We start from the raw sequence: 17729 nt of genomic DNA on the forward strand, positions 1-17729 counted from the left end.
GGTCCATGCGCATCGCCCTGGTTGGTCCGGCCTACCCCTACAAGGGCGGGGGCGCCCGCCACACCACCGAGCTCGCGCACCGGTTGACCGCAGCGGGCCACGACGTGGTCATCGAGTCGTGGCACGCGCAGTACCCGGCCGCCCTCTACCCGGGGCGCCAGACCATCGACGTCCCCGAGGGCGCCCTGTTCCCGGGCACCCGGCACCGGCTCGCCTGGTATCGGCCGGACGGCTGGTGGCGCGTGGGTCGCGCTCTCAGCCGGGAGGTGGACCTGGTCGTGGTGACCGTCCTCTCGCCGGTCCAGGTGCCGCCCTACCTCACCCTGTTGGCCGGGGCGAGCCGTGACGCCGAGACGGTGGCGCTGTGCCACAACGTCCTCCCGCACGAGCGAGGGCGGATCGACACGCTCCTGATGCGCAGTCTGCTGGCCCGGGTGGACGCCGTGCTCACCCACTCGCCGGAACAGCAGGAACTGGCCAGGGAGCTGCGACCGGGAGCCATCGCCTCGGTCCGGTTGGCCGAGCTCCCGCCCCACCTGCCCGACACGCCGCCCCCCAGTGCCGTGGAGCCGCGCGGTGTACGCCACCGGCTGCTGTTCTTCGGGATCGTGCGGCCCTACAAGGGCGTGGACGTCCTGCTGCGTGCCTTGGCGGCCGGCCCCCCGCAGGTGTCGTTGACCGTGGCGGGAGAGTTCTGGGGCGGCTCGGAGGAGTTGCGCGCCCTGGCCGCCGAACTGGGGGTGGGCGAGCGCGTCCGCTGGCACGAGGGCTATGTTCCGGCCGCGCAGCTCGCCGCCCTGTTCGCCGACGCCGACGCCGCCGTGCTGCCTTACCGTTCCGCGACGGCCACCCAGAACGTCTGGCTGGCGCAGGAGCACGGACTGCCGGTGATCGCCACCCGTGCGGGCACCATCCCCGGCCACGTCACCGAGGGGGCGGACGGCCTCCTGTGCGAACCCGGCGATCCCGCTGACCTCGCCCGCGCCATCACCGACTTCTACCGTTCCGGCGAGCCCGAGCGACTGCGCGCGGGTGTGCGCCCGGTTGACCCCGGCCCCTACTGGAAGCGCTACCTGACGGCGCTGCTGCCCAACTGAGCCGCCCGGCTCACGGCCGGGGCCGGGCGGGAGAACGCGTCGTCGCCAGGGCGGTCAGGGCCCAAAGGATGTCCGCTGCCGTCATCACGACCCGCGACAGGGCCGCGACCACCAGGGCGGCCCCCGGAGCCAGGACCGGAGCCAGCGCCACCACCAGTACGAGCTCGCGGACCCCCAGCCCGGCCGGTGCGAAGACGACGAGCAGGCCCAGCGTCCAGGCCAGTGCGTAGGCGCCCGCGGCCACCGGAAGCGACTCGGCCCCGCCGCCGCCCACCCCCGCTACCAGGGTCCACACGTGCAGCCCCAACGGAATCCAGGACAGCGCGGACCAGCCCACCGCCGCGGTCATTCCGCGCCCGCTGATCCGTTCCAGCTCCGACTCGGGGACGTCCTTGCCCCGGCCGGTCAGGCGCAGGACCCGATGCAGCAACCAGGTCACCACCCGCGGGTGCAGCGCCGCCAACAGCACCGGTGCGCAGGCCAATACCCACCACCAGCGGGCCGCCGCCTCGGCCGAGGCCAACGGCAGAGTCACCGCGGCCACCAGCAGGTTCACCGTCAGTGTCACTCCCACGGCGAGCACGGTCGCGCTCACGCCGCGCCGACGGGGGACCGCGTAGTCCTTGGCGAGTTCCACCTGGGCCACGAACGCCCAGACCGACCCCGGCAGGTACTTGCCGAGCTGCCCCACGAACATGACGCGTGCGGCCACGGGAAGGGGGAGCGGCGATCCGAGGTCGCCCAGCAGCGCGCGCCAGGCCAGCATCTGCGCGCCGAGGCCGGCCAGTGCGGCGACCAGCGATCCCGCGATCACCCAGGTCGGGAGTGCGGCCAGTGCCTGACTCGCCTCGTCCCAACGCGCGTACAGCGCCAGCCCCGCACATCCGAGGACGAGCAGGACGATCCCGGTGCGCACCCAGGGGTTTGCGCGAAGGCGGCTCAGCACCCGGTCAGGTTAGCCCCGCCCGCGCCGTCCACGGACCGTTTCGGGGCCGGCAGCCGCGCCCGACCGAGACGAAGACGTATGACTGACGCACTAGGGTGTTGGCGTGCTCTTGCCTGATGTCGTCGCCTTCGCCGGCCACCAGATCCACGTCTGCCGCTATCGCGAGGCAGGGACCCTGCTCCGTTGGCTCGGTCCCGACCTCACCGGTCAGGTCGTCCTCGACGTCGCCGGTGGAGACGGCTACTGGGCTGCCCAGGCCCGCAAACGCGGCGCGCGCGCGATCTCGGTGGACCTCGCGCGCGCCAAGATGGTGCGGGGGAGCCGGCTCGGCCACGCCCCCGCGCTCATCGAGGGCGATGCCCTGCGCCTGCCCATGGGCGACGCCACCGTTGACAAGGTGATGTCGATCTGCGCCATCGAGCACTTCGACGACGGTCCGGCCGCACTGCGCGAGATGGCCCGGGTGCTCAAGCCGGGCGGCGAGCTGGTGATGTCGGCCGACTGCTTGTCCCGGCGCGAATCCTGGCCGAAACTGTTCGACGCCCACCGCCGTCGCTACCACGTTCAGCGCACCTACACACACGAGGACCTGGGCGTGCTGCTGGCCGAGTGCGGACTGGACGTGGCCGAGCACAGCTACCAGTTCCGCGGCAAGGCGGCAGAACGCACCTACCTCGGTCTCTCGGCGCACGGCGGCCGGGTCGGCTTCAACCTCGCCGCACCCCTCATCCCCTTCGTGTCGTTGAGCGACCGCCGCGAACCCAATACCCGTGGAAGCATCGTCCTGCTGCGTGCCCGGCGCCGTTCGGACTGACGCCCCACCCCACCCCCTGCCCGCGCATCCTCCGCGCGTCAAAGGACGCGCCCCGGTACGTCTCCCCCAACGATCGGAGTACCTCCCCCATGGCGCGCACGACGCCGGCCATCGCCCTGTTGCTGTCGGGAGCGTTGCTCCTCAGCGGGTGCAGCCTCTTCGAAGACTCGGGCCCGCCGCAGGTCCGGGAGAACTTCCCCTACGTCAAGGAAGGGACCATCTTCCAGGACACCGGCCAGGACGAGGTGATGCGTTTCTCCATCACCGGCCTGGAGCGCACCCCCGACTACACGGTCATGCACTACGAGGTGGACTATCCCGACGGGTTCACCGGCAGCAACCGCAACCTCAGCATGGCCCACACCCTCGTTGACCCGATGACCGGCCGGGTCTACCGCCAGTACCACGACGGCGACGGGTTCAAGTACGGCTCGGTCAGCCCCGGCCCGCCCGGGCTGTACCCGGTGCACGACGGCGCGGTCAACGAGTACCGCAGGTACTTCCCGCCGATCCCCGAACGGGTCGAGCAGGTCACCTTCATCGGCAGCGGACTGGGCGCCATGACGGGCATCCCGATCCAAGACGTCGAGGAGGAGCGCCCCGACCCCGAGGCGCCCAACGGAGCCGACCATCTCTCGCTCGCCGAACCGCCCCCGGCACGGGAGAACCTCACCTTCGAGAACCGCCGCCCCGACGACGACGCGGTGGCCGACGAGGGGTGGGTGGAGAGCTTCGTGGACTCCGAGATCGCCTCGATCACCCGTGACGGGGACACCGAGACGATCTCGCTGCACTCCGACGTGATGTTCGAGTTCGACGAATCCGACCTCACCGAGGAGGCCGCCGATGTCGTGCGCCAGGCGGCGAAGTCGCTGGTGCGCAACGTTGACCCCGACGACCCGAAGATCACCGTGATCGGGCACACCGACGGACTGGGCAGCGACTCCTACAACAAGGCGCTTTCGGTCCGGCGCGCCGAGACGGTGCGCGACCTGCTGGCCGAGGAGATCGGTCCGGGTTACGACTACGAGGTGCAGGGGCGCGGCAGCACCGAGCCGGTCGCGCGGGAGGGCGGCCCCGACGACGAGCAGGCACGCGCCCGCAACCGGCGGGTGGAGTTCGCCTACAAGCTCGGTGGAGCACCCGACGTGGAGGAGGAGTCCGACGACGACGGACTGGGCGTCGCCCAGCGCACCGTCGGCTGGCCCGCGCCCTTCACCGACGACAACGGCGACATCGTGGCGAGTGTGGAACGCGAGGGGGTGCGCCTGGACGTCTACCCGCTGCGCCGCGACGGTTCCTACCTGATCGGGACCGTGGCCCTGACCAACACCACGAATGAGCCGGCCGACCCCGACATGGGCGGGCTTGAGTCCCTCCAGGCGGGCGGCCCGGAGAAGTTCAGCAAGGGCACCCTGGGCGGTTTCCAGCTCCTGGAGCCCGACACCGGCCTGGTGCGCTACGTCGCACAGATGAACTTCGGCAACGGCAAGTACGACGGTTTCGCCGAAGAGGTGCACGAACTCCAGCCCGGTAACACCTACGAGCTGGTGGCGGTCTTCCCCGCACCCGGTGAGGGAGTCGAGGAGCTCACCCTGCGGGCCGGTCCCTTCGGGGAGATCCCGGAGATCCCCGTCGGCGAGTGATCCCGCTGTTCGGGTCGGCCCCCGCGCGGGGGCCGACCCGAACCGGCCTGTCGTTAACGGCGGGCCTGCTCCACCGCCTGGACGAGGATCCGCTCCATGTCCTCCTGGGTGGCGTCGGAGGACACCGCGATGACCGACACGTGGAACTCGCCGGGCAGCGACAGGTGCAGCTGCCGGTTGGAGCCGTCCACGGTCGAGACGGACTTCAGTTCCCCGCCCAGGGTGTCGGTGTCATCGGTGCGGTAGGTGTCCACGTCCACGTTGACGTTGACCTCCCAGTTCATTTCCTCCTCGCCGCCGGCTGCCTGCACCACTTCGGCCCGGTCGCTGGGGTTGACGTTGATGGTGAAGACGAGCGCGATGGACTCGACACGGGTCACCGCCGCCTCGTCGCCGGGTTCTTCCTCCGCCGCTCCCGACGGGTCGGCCGCCTGGCCGCCGGACCACACGCACGACAGTTGCCGCGCTTCGTCCGCGCCGGACACCTCGCCCGCCTCCTCCTCGACGGTCGTGTTCTCCGGCACCAGCGAGCCGACCAGTTCCGTGGCGCCGACATCGGCGCAGGACTCGGGTACCGCGTACGGGGCCTCCTCTGCGCTGGGTTCCGTGGAGGGCGCGGCGGCCTCGCCGGAGGGCTCCGCTGATGCGCCGTCGAAGAAGTCCAGGTCGAAGGGCATCGTGCTGCATCCGGTGAGCAGCGAGCCGGCCACCATGAAGGCACCGGCGGCCAGGGCGCACCGGGCGGCGGGGGAGGGGGGATGAGATCGCATGGGCGGCTTTCGGATTCGGGGGTGGGAGCGGGCGCCGGGTACGACTGGGCGTCGGCGCGCACGACACACGAAACCGTAGCAAGGGCGGCGGGTTCCGGCGGTGCCCGTCGATCCCCGGTTGAGCGGGTCACCGCGACCCGGTGGCCGCGGTGCCGCTTCACGCGCTCGGCCGACTACCGTTTGGAGGTGGCCGGATCGCCGTCCGGCTGACACTACGTCGTGTACGGAGAACCTGGTGACCGCACGCTCCACCCCTGCCCCCGACCCCGACCGGAGTTGGGGCGGGGCCGACCTCGACCTCGACGCCTACCTGGCCAGGATCGGCTACCGGGGCCCGCTCGCCCCGACCGAGGAGACGCTGCGCGGGCTGCACCGCGCCCACCTGGCCGCCATTCCGTTCGAGAACGTCTCGGTGCTCCTGGGTGAGCAGCCCCGCCTCGACCTGAAGTCGGTGCAGGACAAGTTGGTGCGCAGGGAGCGCGGGGGCTACTGCTACGAGCACAACGGCCTCTTCGCCGCCGTCGCCGAGCGGGTCGGGTTCGGTGTGGCCTGCCTCGCCGCGCGGGTGAGCGTGGGCGCGCACGGGCTGCGTCCTGCCACGCACGTGGTACTCGCGGTCGTGGACCTCCAGGGCATGGCCTGGGTCGCGGACGTCGGTTTCGGCGGCACCGGGCTGCTGGAGCCGATCAGGCTCGCGGACGGTGCCCGGGAGCAGCAGGGCGATCGGGGCTTCTCGGTGCACCGCGTGGACGCCGGGGAGTGGGTGCTGCGCACCACCACGGACGAGCAGACGACCGATCTCTACTCCTTCACGCTGGAGCCGCGCTACCGCGTTGACCACGAGGTCGGCAACTACTACACCGCCACCCACCCCGACTCGCCGTTCGTGCGCGGCCTCACGGCGCAGCGCACCAGCGCCGGGGAACGCAGCGTCCTGCGCGGAACGCGGTTGGTGACGTCGCGCGCCGGTGGCGAGGAGGCCGTCGAGCTCGCGCCGGCCGAGGTGTTGACGGTCCTGGCCGACGTCTTCGGGATCGTCCTGGAGCCTGCCGAGGCCGCGGCCCTGGCCGGGAAGGTCGAGGCCGCGGCGCAGGACTGAGGGCAGGTTGGGCGGCGGCCCCCCGCGACCGCCGCCTGCACGCGGGGGGCGGGCCGGCTCCACCGGCCCCCGGCGGCCCCGAACGAACCGCCCGCGGTCGATCGGCGCCCCGCCCGGGCCCGGGGCGTCGGTGTGGGCAATCAGGCGTCCGGGAGATGGGGTTGCGGCGCGCGTCGTCGGCCCCTGCCACGTATCGTGCGCCTATGAGTGGTGCTGGAAACGCCAAAATCGAAGACGCCCCGTCCCCTTCGGCCATGCGGCGCGCGCTGGCCCGGGCGAGAGACGGAAAGGCACTGGACCGTGCCGAGGCGGAGGTCCTGCTGCACGCCAGGGGAGCGGATCTGGAGACGCTGCTGGGGCACGCCGCACGTGTCCGGGACGCCGGACTGGAGGCTGTGGGGCGTCCCGGGATCGTCACCTACAGCCGCAAGGTGTTCATCCCCTTGACCCGCCTGTGCCGTGACCGCTGCCACTACTGCACCTTCGCCACCGTCCCGGGACGGCTGCCCGCCCCGTACCTCTCCCCGGACGAGGTCCTGGACATCGCCCGCCAGGGCGCGGCCATGGGGTGCAAGGAGGCCCTGTTCACTCTGGGGGACCGCCCCGAGGACCGGTGGTCCCAGGCTCGCCAGTGGCTCGACGAGCAGGGTTACGACGACACGCTCTCCTACGTGCGCGCCATGTCCATCATGGTGCTGGAGGAGACCGGTCTCCTTCCCCACCTCAACCCGGGCGTGCTCAGCTGGAGCGACTTCCAGCGCCTCAAGCCCGTCGCCCCCTCCATGGGGATGATGCTGGAGACCACTTCCGAGCGTCTGTTCACCGAGCGGGGACAGGCCCACTACGGCAGCCCCGACAAGGACCCGGCGGTGCGGCTGCGCGTACTGGAGGACGCGGGCCGCTCCACCGTCCCCTTCACCACCGGGATCCTGATCGGGATCGGCGAGACCGTGGCGGAGCGCGCCGACGCGATCTTCGCCATGCGCGCCACCGCCCGCGAGTACGGCGCCGTCCAGGAGGTGATCGTCCAGAATTTCCGGGCCAAACCCGACACCGCGATGATGCACCGGCCGGACGCCGAGCTGGCCGAGCTGGCCGCGACCATCGCCGTCACCCGCGTCGTCATGGGGCCGAAGGCCCGGATCCAGGCCCCGCCCAACCTGATCGGCGACGAGTTCGCCCTGATGCTGCGCGCCGGTATCGACGACTGGGGCGGGGTCTCCCCCCTCACCCCCGACCACGTCAACCCCGAGCGGCCCTGGCCCCAGATCGAATCACTGGCCCAGCGCACCGCGGAAGCGGGCTTCGACCTGCGCGAGCGTCTCACGATCTATCCCGAGTACGTGCTCCAGGGCGAGCCGTGGCTGGACCCGCGGCTCTTCGCCCACGTCGCGGCGCTGGCCGACCCCTCCACCGGTCTTGCCCGCGAGGACGCGCAGGTCCAGGGCCGCCCCTGGCAGGAGCCGGAGAGCGGGATGACCGCGACCGGCCGCACCGAACTCCACGTCCAAGTGGACACCGAAGGGCGCACCGGCGACCGTCGCGGCGACTTCGACGCGGTCTACGGCGACTGGGACCAGTTGCGCGGGCGCATCGCGCGGCCCGCGCTGGGGGTGGGCGAGCCGCGCCGCTTCGACCCCGAGATCAAAGCCGCGCTCAGCCGGGCCGAGACCGATCCGGCCGGGCTGACCGACACCGAGGCGCTGGCCCTGTTGTACGCCCACGGCCCCGAACTGGAGGCGTTGGCGGGTCTGGCCGACCAGGTGCGCCGCGACACCGTCGGCGACGACGTGACCTTCGTGGTCACCCGCAACATCAATTTCACCAACGTCTGCTACACCGGTTGTCGATTCTGTGCCTTCGCCCAGCGCCGCACCGACGCCGACGCTTACACGCTCTCGCTGGACCAGGTCGCCGACCGTGCGGCGGAGGCGTGGCAGGCGGGTGCGACCGAGGTCTGCATGCAGGGCGGAATCCATCCGGACCTGCCGGGGACCGCGTATTTCGACATCGCCGGCGCGGTTCGTGATCGTGTACCCGATATGCACGTCCACGCCTTCAGCCCCATGGAGGTGATGAACGGCGCGGCCAGGACGAACCTGCCCGTGGCGGAATGGCTGACCCGCGCCCGTGCGGCCGGACTGGGCTCCATCCCCGGCACCGCCGCCGAGATCCTCGACGATGACGTCCGCTGGGTGTTGACCAAGGGCAAGCTGCCCACCCGGGAATGGGTCGAGGTGATCACCACCGCCCACGACCTGGGCATCCCCACCACCTCCACGATGATGTACGGGCACGTGGACACGCCCGAGCACTGGGTGGCCCATATCAAGCTGATCCGTTCCCTACAGGAACGCGCGGTCCAGCGCAACGGCCGACGCGGCTTCACGGAGTTCGTGCTGCTGCCGTTCGTGCACACCAACGCACCGATCTACCTCGCCGGGCTGGCCCGGACCGGACCCACCGAGCGGGAGAACCGCGCGGTGCACGCACTGGCCAGGCTGCTGCTGCACGGCCACATCGACAATATCCAGTGCTCGTGGGTCAAGCTCGACGACGACGGCTGCCGTCGCCTGCTCGGCGGCGGTGTCAACGACATCGGCGGCACGTTGATGGAGGAGACCATCAGCAGGATGGCGGGCTCCGACAACGGTTCGTTCAAGACCATCAGCGACATCCGCGCTCTGGTCGAACCGACCGGGCGTCCGCTGCGCCAGCGCGACACCCTGTACGGCGAGGTTGACGCGGAGCGGCAGGCCGTCGCAGCGGCCAGTGACGGCGTCGCCGCCAGTGTGCGCAGGACCCGCCTGCCCGTGGTGTGAGTCCACGAAGAACCCCTGGACTCCTCAAGGGCCATTGAGGAGTCCAGGGGCCGATCAAGGCGACCCCGCCGCGCGGGCCCACCCCGGGAGGAGGGGGGCGCGTTCGCCGAGCCGCTGGGCCCTAGGGGCTCGGCGCGCCACGGCGGGGTCTCATCCGGTTCGGACCTGGATGGCAGGCCGGGTCCGAACCGGGGTTTCGGCGGCCTCTGGTCAGCAGGCGCCGAGGTCCTTCCAGACGCCCCACTCGCTGGGGGCGGGGGAGTCGCCCTGGGTCCACCAACGGGCTTCCCAGGTCTTGCCGCCGTGGGAGACACGGTCGCCGCCGACATAGATGGTTCCGGCGCTCCACGCGGGGGCGGTGCAGTCGCCGGGCTCAGGCTCAGGCTCGGGGCTGGGCTCGGGGTCCGGGCCGGGTCCGGGGTTGGGCTGTCCGCCGCCGGTGCTCAGGCGCTGGCCGACCGTCGTGGCAAAGGTGTAGTTGTTGGTCGCGTCCCAGTTGACGGACCAGGTCATGGCTCCGCCGATCGGACCGTAGGGGGTGGAGGGGGTGAAGGAACCGCAGTTGGTGCCGTTCTCCAGGCAGTCCAGTGCCTTGACCACGTTGTCGGCGGACTGGTAGCCGCCGCCGGCCGCCGACGGTACCGCGGGCAGGCCCAGGCCGACCTGGTCGGGGCTCAGCCCCATCTCCAGCTGGATGCACGCCTGGGCGGTCAGGAAGTCCACCGTGCCCTGGCTGTAGACCTGGCCGTCGCACCCCAGCATCGAGCCGGAGTTGTAGTACTGCATGTTGACGATGGTCAGGATGTCCTTGATGTTGCTCGCCAACTGGTAGTACTGCGCCGACTCCGACTGGAAGTCGATGGTCTGCGGTGCCATGGCGATGATCAGCTCGGGGCCGGCCTTGTCCGACAGCGAGTTCAGCGCCTGTGTCATGTACTGGGCGTTGATGCCGTGTTCGAGGTCGATGTTGACGCCGTCGAACCCGTATTCCTGCATCAGGGCGTAGGTGGTGTCGGCGAAGTTGGTGGCCTCGGTGGCGTTGCTGACGCTGACGTTGCCGAGTTCACCGCCCACCGAGATGATCACCTTGCGGCCCTGGGCCTGGGCGGCGGCGATGTCGCTCTTGAACTCTTGGTCGGTGTAACCGTTGAGCTCACCGCTGGACAGGTTGAACGTGATGCCGCCGGGGGTGCCGGCCAGGTTGTCGGCGAAGGCGACCGCAACCAGGTTGTAGGCCTCGGGAACCTCGCTGAGCTTCATCACGGTCGAGCCGTTGTTGAAGTTGTGCCAGTAGCCGGTCAGCCACGGGCCGTCGGCCGCGGTGGTGACGGGCTCCTGCGGGGCGGGAGCCGCGTGGGCAGGCGCCGAGAGCGCGGACAGCCCGGCCATGACCATTAATGCGGAAGCGGCTACTGCGACTACTGAGCGTAGTGCCTTGGGGGGCAACGGCTTACTCCTCATCGTCGGGCGGGTACGACGTGATCTGGTTGACGACGGCGCGATGCGGGTTCGGGCCGCCGGTGGGAGGCCGGGGCGGACGCATCCGAGCGCCGTCGGTTGTCTTCGCAGGGCGTCCAGATTCGGACAGTCTCGAATTGTCAATAAACGTAAAAGAAACAGGGCTGTGCGGTCAATGCAATTGGAAGGAAAGTTTTCAATATTTGTGCCGTACGTCTCTCATCCCCCACCGGGCGGTTGTCGGCCCCGTCAGGGCCGGACGGACACCGGCCCCGGCGCAGCGCCTCAAGCGCTGCCCGGGGCCGGGACGTCAGGGCCGGTGCCTCCTGCTCCTCAGCGACCGGCCCCGACCGCGTTGTGATGCCTGCCGATGGGCAGCATGAGGGGCTTCCCCGACGTCGGGTCGGTGATGACCTGGCTGTGCAGCCCGAACACGGCGTGCACCGTTTCGGGGACGAGTACCTCCTCGGGCGGGCCCGCGGCGTGGAGCCGGCCGGACGCGAGTGCGATGAGGTGGTCGGCATAGCGTGCGGCGAGGTTGAGGTCGTGGAGAACCAGCACGATCGTTGTTCCGGACGAGTGGTTGAGGTCGGTGAGCAGATCGAGGACCTCGACCTGGTGGTTGACGTCGAGGAACGTGGTGGGTTCGTCGAGCAGGAGAAGGTCCGTGCGCTGGGCCAGGGCCATGGCGATCCAGACGCGTTGGCGCTGCCCGCCGGAGAGTTCGTTGACGGGCCTGTCGGCGAGCTCGACCGTCCGCGTCGCCTCCAGGGCGGCGGCGACGGCTTCGTCGTCCTCCTTGCTCCATCGGGACAGCATTTTCTGGTGGGGGTGCCGCCCCCGGCCCACGAGATTGCTCACCGTGATCCCCTCCGGGGCGATCGGCGACTGCGGCAGCAGGCCGAGGGTCCGGGCGACCTGCTTCGACGGAAGGCGGTGGACTTCCTTGCCGTCGAGGAGCACCCGTCCGCTCCGGGGCGCGAGGAGTCGGGACATCGAGCGGAGCAGGGTTGACTTCCCGCACGCGTTGGCCCCGACGATCGCGGTGATCTGCCCGGCGGGGATGGCGAGGTCGAGGGAGTCGATGACGGCCCGGTCCTTGTAGCCGAGTGTCAGTTCCTCGACGAGGAGTGAATGAGCCGTGGTCACAGGGAGCCTCCCACGCGGTTGGTCCGGACGATGAGGTACACGAGGTAGGGAGCGCCGAGTACGCCGGTGACGACCCCGACCGGGTAACGGGTGCCGAAAAGGAACTGTCCGGCGAAGTCGGCCACCAGTACGAGGAGCGCTCCGACCAGTGCGGCGGGAACGAGGAGGGAGCCGTTCGGGCCGACGAGGCGCGCCGCGATCGGGCCGGAGAGGAAGGCGACGAATGCGATCGGCCCCGCAGCGGCGGTCGCGAAGGCGATGAGCCCGACCGCTCCGACGATCGCGACGAGCCGGGTGCGGTTGACCCGGACCCCGAGCGCCGACGCGGTGTCCTCGCCCAGCTGGAACATGGTGAGGTTGCCCGCCTGGGAGAGGAGCACCGGAGCGATCACCAGCAGCGCGATGACGACCGGGACGACCTCGCTCCACTTGGTTCCGTTGAGGCTGCCGGTCAGCCACCGCATCGCTTCCTGGACGTCCCATTCGGCCGCCTGGTCCAGGATGTAGGTGGTAAGGCTGTCGAGCATCGCCGCGATACCGATGCCGATCAGGATGAAGCGCGTCCCGACGACTCCGTCCTTGAACGCCAGTACGTACACGAGCAAGGAGACCGCCAGCCCGGCGACGATCGCGAAGACCGACACGCCAGTCTTGTCGAGCGAGAGCATCACGATCGCGAAGGTCGCGGCCGCGCTCGCGCCCGAGCTGATGCCGATGATGTCCGGACTGGCGAGCGGGTTGCGCAGCATGGTCTGGAAGGTGACGCCGGCGAGTCCGAAGCACGCCCCGGCCACCACCGCGAGGACCGCGCGGGGCAACCGGAGCCGTCCGACGGTGAACGAAGCGCCCGGCACGTTCTCCCCGAGGATCACCCGCACGACGTCGCCGGGAGGATAGAACGTCTTTCCGATCATCAGGGTCGCGGCGAACGCGAGGACGATCAGGGTGGCGAGAACTCCGATCACGACGCGCCGTCGGCGCGCACTGCGCTTCCGGCCGTGGGCGACAGTCTCGACGGTTGCGATGCTCACAGCTCATGAACCTTTTGCCGGCGGACGATGTAGATGAAGAGGGGGGCGCCGATCAACGCGGTCACGATCCCTACGTTGACCTGTCCGGGCCGCGCCACGATACGGCCGACCACGTCCGCGGCTGTCAGGAGAGCGGCACCGCCGAGCGCCGAGAAGGGCAGGAGCCACCGGTGGTTGACACCGACGAGCAGGCGGAACACGTGCGGCACGATGAGGCCGACGAAGGCGATCGGTCCGGTGACGGCGGTGACCGCGCCGCACAGGACGACGGCACCGAGGGCCGCGCTCGCCCGCGCGACCGCGACGCGCTCTCCCAGGCCGGCGGCGAGTTCGTCGCCGAGGCTGAGCAGGTCGAGCCCCCGTGCCGAGAGCAGGCAGATGGCGAAACCGACCGCGAGGAAGGGAAGGACCTGGGAGATACTGTCGAACGTCCCGCCGCCGACACCGCCGATCTGCCAGGAGCGGACCCCGTTGACGATGTCGTTGCGCGGGAGCACGATCGCGCTGATGAACGATGCGAGGGCGGCAGAGGTCGCGGTTCCGGCGAGGGCGAGCTTGAGCGGTGTCGCGCCGCCCCGGCCCAATGATCCGATCGCGTAGACGAACACCGCGGTGACCCCCGCGCCGACGATCGCGACCCAGATGAAACTGGTCGCGGACGCCAGCCCGAAGGAGGCGATACCGGTGACGACTGCGAGGGAGGCCCCCATGTTCACGCCGAGGATGCCCGGGTCGGCCAGGGTGTTTCGGGTCACCCCCTGCATGACCGCACCCGACACGCCCAGCGCCGCGCCGGCGATGACGGCGAGCAGTGTCCGGGGGATGCGCTTGGCGACCGCGGCCTGGCCGAAGCCTTCGACCGAGCCGCCGAAGGCCGCCACGATGTCGGACCAGTTGACGTTGCGCGATCCGACGGTGACCGAGGCGCACATGAGCGCGACCAGCGCACCGAGCACCACGATCAGCCAAAGGGTCTTGCCGCGTTTCGGGCGCCGTCGTGCGGCGCCCGAAACGGACAGGGAACCGTTCCTCGTCACTGCGCCTCGTCAGCTGCCGAGGCGAGGAGGGACAGGTAGTCCTCAAGGATCCAGGCGATCGACAGCGGAGTGGGGTTCGCGGCCGTGCCCAGGGGGCTGTCCCCGGGGAGGTTGACGATCGAACCGTTCTCCACCGCCGGCATCTGGGACAGCAGCGGGTCGTCGTTCAGAACGCTCACGAGTTCGTCGCCGCCGTACGTGACGATGATGTTGACGTCGTTGAACGCGTCCGCCTGCTCGGCGCTGCGGGTAAGGGCGAACCGGTCGGTGTCGGCGGAGGCCGTGGCGATGCTTTCGGGGGTCTTCAGGCCGATGTCCTCGAAGAACAGGGTGCGCGTGTCATGCGTCGTGTAGAAGCTGACCTCGCTCAGGTCCGTGGTGTTGACGTGCGTGAGGAACATCGTCGCCTTGTCCTTGATCTGCGGGTACTCCGCGACGGACTCGTCGATCTGCTGTTCGAGGTCGGCGATGAGCTCGGTTCCCTCGTCCGCCATGCCGATGGCCTGGCTGTTCAGCTCGATCATCTCCCGCCACGGGGTGCCCCACGCGGTCTCCGGGTAGGCGACGACGGGAGCGATCTCGCTCAGCGTGTCGTAGTCCTCCTGGGTCAACCCGGAGTACGCGGCGAGGATCACGTCCGGCTGGGTGTCGGCGACCGCCTCGAAGTCGATCCCGTCGGTCTCGTCGAAGAGCACCGGCTGTTCGTCCGGGGCCAGCTCGTCGAGCTTTTCCTCGACCCACGGGAGAATGCCGTCGTCGTTGTCGTCGCCGAAGTTGGCGGCTGCCATGCCGACCGGTACGACCCCCAGCGCCAGGGGGACCTCGTGGTTGGCCCAGTTCACCGTCGCGACCCGCTCGGGCTTGGACTCGATGGTCGTCGTGCCGAGAGCGTGCTCGATGGTGATGGCCGCCCAGTCGTCGGAGCCGCCACCCTCCTGACCGGAATCGGAAGGGGAGGACGAGCAGGCTGCGATCCCGACGATGAGCAGCGCAGCGGTGGGGAGCGCGGCCAGCCTTGAAACGCGGGGCATGGTTTCCTTCCGTTTTTGACCGTCTGGCCGCAGGCACAGCACTGACGTGGCCGGAGCCTCGTGACGCCCGGGGCGAACAAGGAACGGCATGCGGCGGTGAGAGACCGGTCGGGCGAAACGCCTCGATGCGGTGCACGGAAGCAGGTGCTTCCGCGACCAAGACGATGGCGAAAATAAGGGTTGCCTAACCGAACTTAGGGTGCATTTGGTTGCTGCGCAATCACGCAGATGTGACATTTTTTTCGCGAAACGGACAAAAATTGCCCGCGAGGGGGCACGACCGGTGCGTCACTGCGCGCGGAACCGCCCGGGACTCATCCCCACGATCCGCCGGAACGCCGTGCTGAACGCGCTCACCGAGTGGTACCCGACACACGCCGCGACCTCGTCGATCTCGTCCCCTCGTGTGAGCATCGACACCGCGTGCTGCACGCGGGCCGTGGCAAGCCACTGGCTGAATCCGAGGCCGGTCTCGAAACGGAACGCCCGGGTCAGGGTCCGGGTGCTGACGCCCAGCCGCGTCGCCCACGCGGCCAGGGTCGTCGTCTCGGCGGGATCGGCGCGCACGGCGGCGACGATTGGTGCCAGCAGTGACGATTCGGGGATTTGCAGGAACAGCTCATGCTGGGCCGGAGCGATCAGGTCGAGGACGATCGCCTCGGTCTTCGCCCGTGAATCCGCGGTGAGGCCGTCGGTGTTGAGCCGGCCGAGCAGGAGCCCCAGCAAAGGTGTGATGTCCACCGCGACCGGATCGTCGGAGATCGACGGCACCGCGTGAATACTGAACTGCGCGGCCCGGTGCCACGTTCCTGTGGGCGTCCATCCGGAATGGGGGATGCCCGCCGGGATCCACAGACCCACCGTCGGAGTGATCGTCCAGACCCGCATGCCGATCGCCGCGGAGGACGCACCCCGCTGGTTCCAGAGCAGTTCGTGCGTCGGATGCGAATGCTTCTCCCACAGCGTGTCGCGGGAGATGACCTCGTCCTGGCCACTGATGACGAACGGCACATCGATCTCACCGGCCGCGTAGAGGGGGAGCCGGCGGCTGTCAACGGTGCCGCGCCGCGCCGCCCCGCCGATGAACAGTTCGCCCGCGGAGGTCGGTCGGAGATCTCGTATGGCCACGTCATCCAGGCTAGCGAGCTTCCTCGGGCCTCCCGGCAGGGCGTCGGCCCGGAGCCGTCTCGGCGCGCTCGCGAAGAGTAGGGACGGCCGGCCCGCGGCCGGTCCAGGGGCCCGGCGACGGCCTAGGGGAGCGGCGGTTCTTTCAGGTCAAGCTCGCGCTGGAGGTTCTGGTAGACGTCGTGGCCGATCTCGCCCTTGCGGTAGAGCCGGGTCAGTGCCAACCGCTGGGCTGCGCCGACCTCCCGGCGCACCACAAAGGTCTCCTTGGCCCGGTCCAGCGTGGAGGGGTCGGTGTCGGCATCCGCCAGTACTTCCCGCGCCCGGGTCACCAAGAGCTCGTGCATCTGCCGGTGGGCCCGGGCGGTGTCCGCGTCCACCCGTTCGTCCGCGATGAGCTCGTCCAACCTGTCCATTGCGGCGCGGCCCATCGCCGTCTCCGCCGAGGCGATCTCCTGGAGCACCCGACTGTCGGTCCTGACCCCCAGGCGGCGCAGCAGCAGCGGGAGCGTCATCCCCTGTCCGATCAGGGTGGCCAGGACGACCGAGGCGGCCATGAAGATCAACAGGTTGCGGTCGCCGAACTCCTCGCCCTCCAGGGTCAACGGCAGTGACAACGCGATGGCCAGCGAGATCGCCCCGCGCATCCCGCTCCACCCGATTACCACCCGCTGGGCCAGCGGTCCAGAGTCCAGCCGCAGGCGACCGGGAAGGCGCCGCATCACCGGCGACACCACGACCTCCCAGAGCATCCGCACCCCGATGGCCGCGACGATCACCGCCACCGCTGCCGCGGCCAGCTGGCCGAACGGCAGCCCCGCAACGTCGGTGAGCACCTCGTGCAGCTGCAGTCCCAGCAGTACGAACAACACGGATTCCAGCAGCATCACCAGGCCCTTCCAGACGGTCTGCCCGGTCACCCGCACGCGTGGCGGCAGGAGACCGGAGCCCCTGGTGCCCAGGTAGAAGCCCGCGATCACCGCGGCCAGTACCCCCGAGAAACCCATCAGCTCGGCGGGGACGTAGGCGATGAACGGGGTCAGCAGCGCGACGACGAGCTGGGTGTTGTCGTCGTGCAGCCGGGTGCGCACCCAGGTCACCGCGACCGCCACGACAAACCCGTACGCGAGCCCGCCCGCGACCACCTTGACCAGTTCCACCACGCCGTCCACCGGGGTCAGTGGCACGGCCATCGCCGTCACGGCGAGGCTGAACAGGGTCAGGGCCACACCGTCGTTGATGAGGCTCTCGCCCTCCAGGATGGTCATCACCCGTTTGGGCGCGCCCACCCGCTTGAGCACCGCAGAGGACGCCACCGCATCGGTGGGCGCGACGGCCGCGCCCAACGCGATCGCGGCCGGCCAGGCGGTGTCGGGTAGCAGGTAGACCGCTGCCGCCGCCACGGCGAACGCCGTCACCAGCGTCATTCCCACCGCCAAGGCCACGATCGGCCGCGCCTCCGCGCGCATCTCCCTCGGCGCGGAGAAGAACGCCGCGTTGTAGATCAGTGGGGGGAGGAAGACCAACAGCACCACGTCGGGATCGACATGGATGCTCTCCATGCCGGGGACGAAGCTCACCGCGAACCCCAGCGGGACCAGAACGATCGCGTCCGGCAGTCGCAGACGAGGTGCGATCACCCGGCCGGCCAACACCATGAGCACGATGACCAGGCCGGCGAGGACGTAGTGCTCTGCACTCAAC

The 17729-nt window shown here is 70.0% G+C and carries 14 protein-coding genes; 5 read left to right on the forward strand and 9 right to left on the reverse strand.

Going from position 1 to position 17729, the window contains the following annotated elements; all coding sequences use genetic code 11:
- Positions 1-5: 5 nt before the first annotated feature.
- A complete protein-coding gene (locus AC0VYP_RS03400) occupies positions 6-1097 on the forward strand; it encodes a glycosyltransferase family 4 protein (RefSeq protein WP_285761169.1) in 1092 nt (363 codons plus the stop codon).
- Between the two features lie 10 nt (positions 1098-1107).
- On the opposite strand, the gene AC0VYP_RS03405 is transcribed toward AC0VYP_RS03400, so the two are convergent.
- Positions 1108-2013, reverse strand: coding sequence for a lysylphosphatidylglycerol synthase domain-containing protein (locus AC0VYP_RS03405; RefSeq protein WP_475472429.1), 906 nt, complete (start codon positions 2011-2013; stop codon positions 1108-1110).
- Positions 2014-2146: 133 nt separating this feature from the next.
- Here AC0VYP_RS03405 and AC0VYP_RS03410 point away from each other — a divergent pair, with 133 nt between their 5' ends.
- Positions 2147-2857 carry a class I SAM-dependent methyltransferase gene (locus tag AC0VYP_RS03410; RefSeq protein WP_285761171.1) on the forward strand — a complete coding sequence of 237 codons (711 nt, stop codon included), beginning with the start codon at positions 2147-2149 and terminating at the stop codon, positions 2855-2857.
- An 89-nt stretch (positions 2858-2946) separates the two neighbouring features.
- Positions 2947-4503, forward strand: a complete 1557-nt coding sequence (locus AC0VYP_RS03415) for an OmpA family protein (RefSeq protein WP_285761172.1) — start codon at positions 2947-2949, stop codon at positions 4501-4503.
- A gap of 53 nt (positions 4504-4556) precedes the next feature.
- On the opposite strand, the gene AC0VYP_RS03420 is transcribed toward AC0VYP_RS03415, so the two are convergent.
- Positions 4557-5273, reverse strand: a complete 717-nt coding sequence (locus tag AC0VYP_RS03420; RefSeq protein WP_475472431.1) for a hypothetical protein — start codon at positions 5271-5273, stop codon at positions 4557-4559.
- A 235-nt stretch (positions 5274-5508) separates the two neighbouring features.
- On the opposite strand from AC0VYP_RS03420, the gene AC0VYP_RS03425 reads away from it, so the two are divergent.
- Both AC0VYP_RS03425 and AC0VYP_RS03430 read left to right on the forward strand, forming a co-directional pair.
- Positions 5509-6372 carry an arylamine N-acetyltransferase family protein gene (locus AC0VYP_RS03425; protein ID WP_475472433.1) on the forward strand — a complete coding sequence of 288 codons (864 nt, stop codon included), beginning with the start codon at positions 5509-5511 and terminating at the stop codon, positions 6370-6372.
- A gap of 203 nt (positions 6373-6575) precedes the next feature.
- Entirely contained in the window at positions 6576-9194 is a 2619-nt protein-coding gene (locus AC0VYP_RS03430) for a bifunctional FO biosynthesis protein CofGH (RefSeq protein ID WP_285761175.1), read from the forward strand.
- 210 nt (positions 9195-9404) lie between these two features.
- Here AC0VYP_RS03430 and AC0VYP_RS03435 read toward each other — a convergent pair whose 3' ends face one another.
- From AC0VYP_RS03435 to AC0VYP_RS03465, 7 genes are all read right to left on the reverse strand, one after another.
- Positions 9405-10589 carry a glycosyl hydrolase family 18 protein gene (locus tag AC0VYP_RS03435; protein ID WP_475472434.1) on the reverse strand — a complete coding sequence of 395 codons (1185 nt, stop codon included), beginning with the start codon at positions 10587-10589 and terminating at the stop codon, positions 9405-9407.
- Positions 10590-10985: 396 nt separating this feature from the next.
- Positions 10986-11801 carry an ABC transporter ATP-binding protein gene (locus tag AC0VYP_RS03440; RefSeq protein ID WP_475472436.1) on the reverse strand — a complete coding sequence of 272 codons (816 nt, stop codon included), beginning with the start codon at positions 11799-11801 and terminating at the stop codon, positions 10986-10988.
- The gene (locus tag AC0VYP_RS03445) at positions 11798-12832 is read right to left on the reverse strand and encodes a FecCD family ABC transporter permease (RefSeq protein ID WP_475472438.1); all 1035 of its coding nucleotides are present in this window, start codon (positions 12830-12832) and stop codon (positions 11798-11800) included. The genes AC0VYP_RS03440 and AC0VYP_RS03445 overlap by 4 nt, the downstream gene beginning before the upstream one ends.
- Positions 12829-13869 carry a FecCD family ABC transporter permease gene (locus tag AC0VYP_RS03450; protein ID WP_475472440.1) on the reverse strand — a complete coding sequence of 347 codons (1041 nt, stop codon included), beginning with the start codon at positions 13867-13869 and terminating at the stop codon, positions 12829-12831. Before AC0VYP_RS03450 ends, AC0VYP_RS03445 begins: the two co-directional genes overlap by 4 nt.
- Positions 13866-14900 (reverse strand): iron-siderophore ABC transporter substrate-binding protein, encoded by a 1035-nt coding sequence (locus tag AC0VYP_RS03455; RefSeq protein ID WP_475472442.1) that lies wholly within the window; start codon positions 14898-14900, stop codon positions 13866-13868. Before AC0VYP_RS03455 ends, AC0VYP_RS03450 begins: the two co-directional genes overlap by 4 nt.
- Before the next feature lie 288 nt (positions 14901-15188).
- Positions 15189-16028, reverse strand: a complete 840-nt coding sequence (locus AC0VYP_RS03460; protein ID WP_475472444.1) for a helix-turn-helix domain-containing protein — start codon at positions 16026-16028, stop codon at positions 15189-15191.
- A 122-nt stretch (positions 16029-16150) separates the two neighbouring features.
- Positions 16151-17728 (reverse strand): Na+/H+ antiporter, encoded by a 1578-nt coding sequence (locus tag AC0VYP_RS03465; protein WP_285761181.1) that lies wholly within the window; start codon positions 17726-17728, stop codon positions 16151-16153.
- Position 17729 lies beyond the last annotated feature (1 nt).

This window comes from Nocardiopsis sp. iso_186 (genome assembly GCF_056173365.1).

Excerpts from the sequence above, each read along its gene's own strand:
- AC0VYP_RS03400 (WP_285761169.1), top strand. The coding sequence starts at position 6 with ATGCGCATCGCCCTGGTTGGTCCGGCCTACCCCTACAAGGGCGGGGGC.
- AC0VYP_RS03415 (WP_285761172.1), top strand. The coding sequence starts at position 2,947 with ATGGCGCGCACGACGCCGGCCATCGCCCTGTTGCTGTCGGGAGCGTTG.
- AC0VYP_RS03420 (WP_475472431.1), bottom strand. The coding sequence starts at position 5,273 with ATGCGATCTCATCCCCCCTCCCCCGCCGCCCGGTGCGCCCTGGCCGCC.
- AC0VYP_RS03430 (WP_285761175.1), top strand. The coding sequence starts at position 6,576 with ATGAGTGGTGCTGGAAACGCCAAAATCGAAGACGCCCCGTCCCCTTCG.
- AC0VYP_RS03435 (WP_475472434.1), bottom strand. The coding sequence starts at position 10,589 with ATGGTCATGGCCGGGCTGTCCGCGCTCTCGGCGCCTGCCCACGCGGCT.
- AC0VYP_RS03455 (WP_475472442.1), bottom strand. The coding sequence starts at position 14,900 with ATGCCCCGCGTTTCAAGGCTGGCCGCGCTCCCCACCGCTGCGCTGCTC.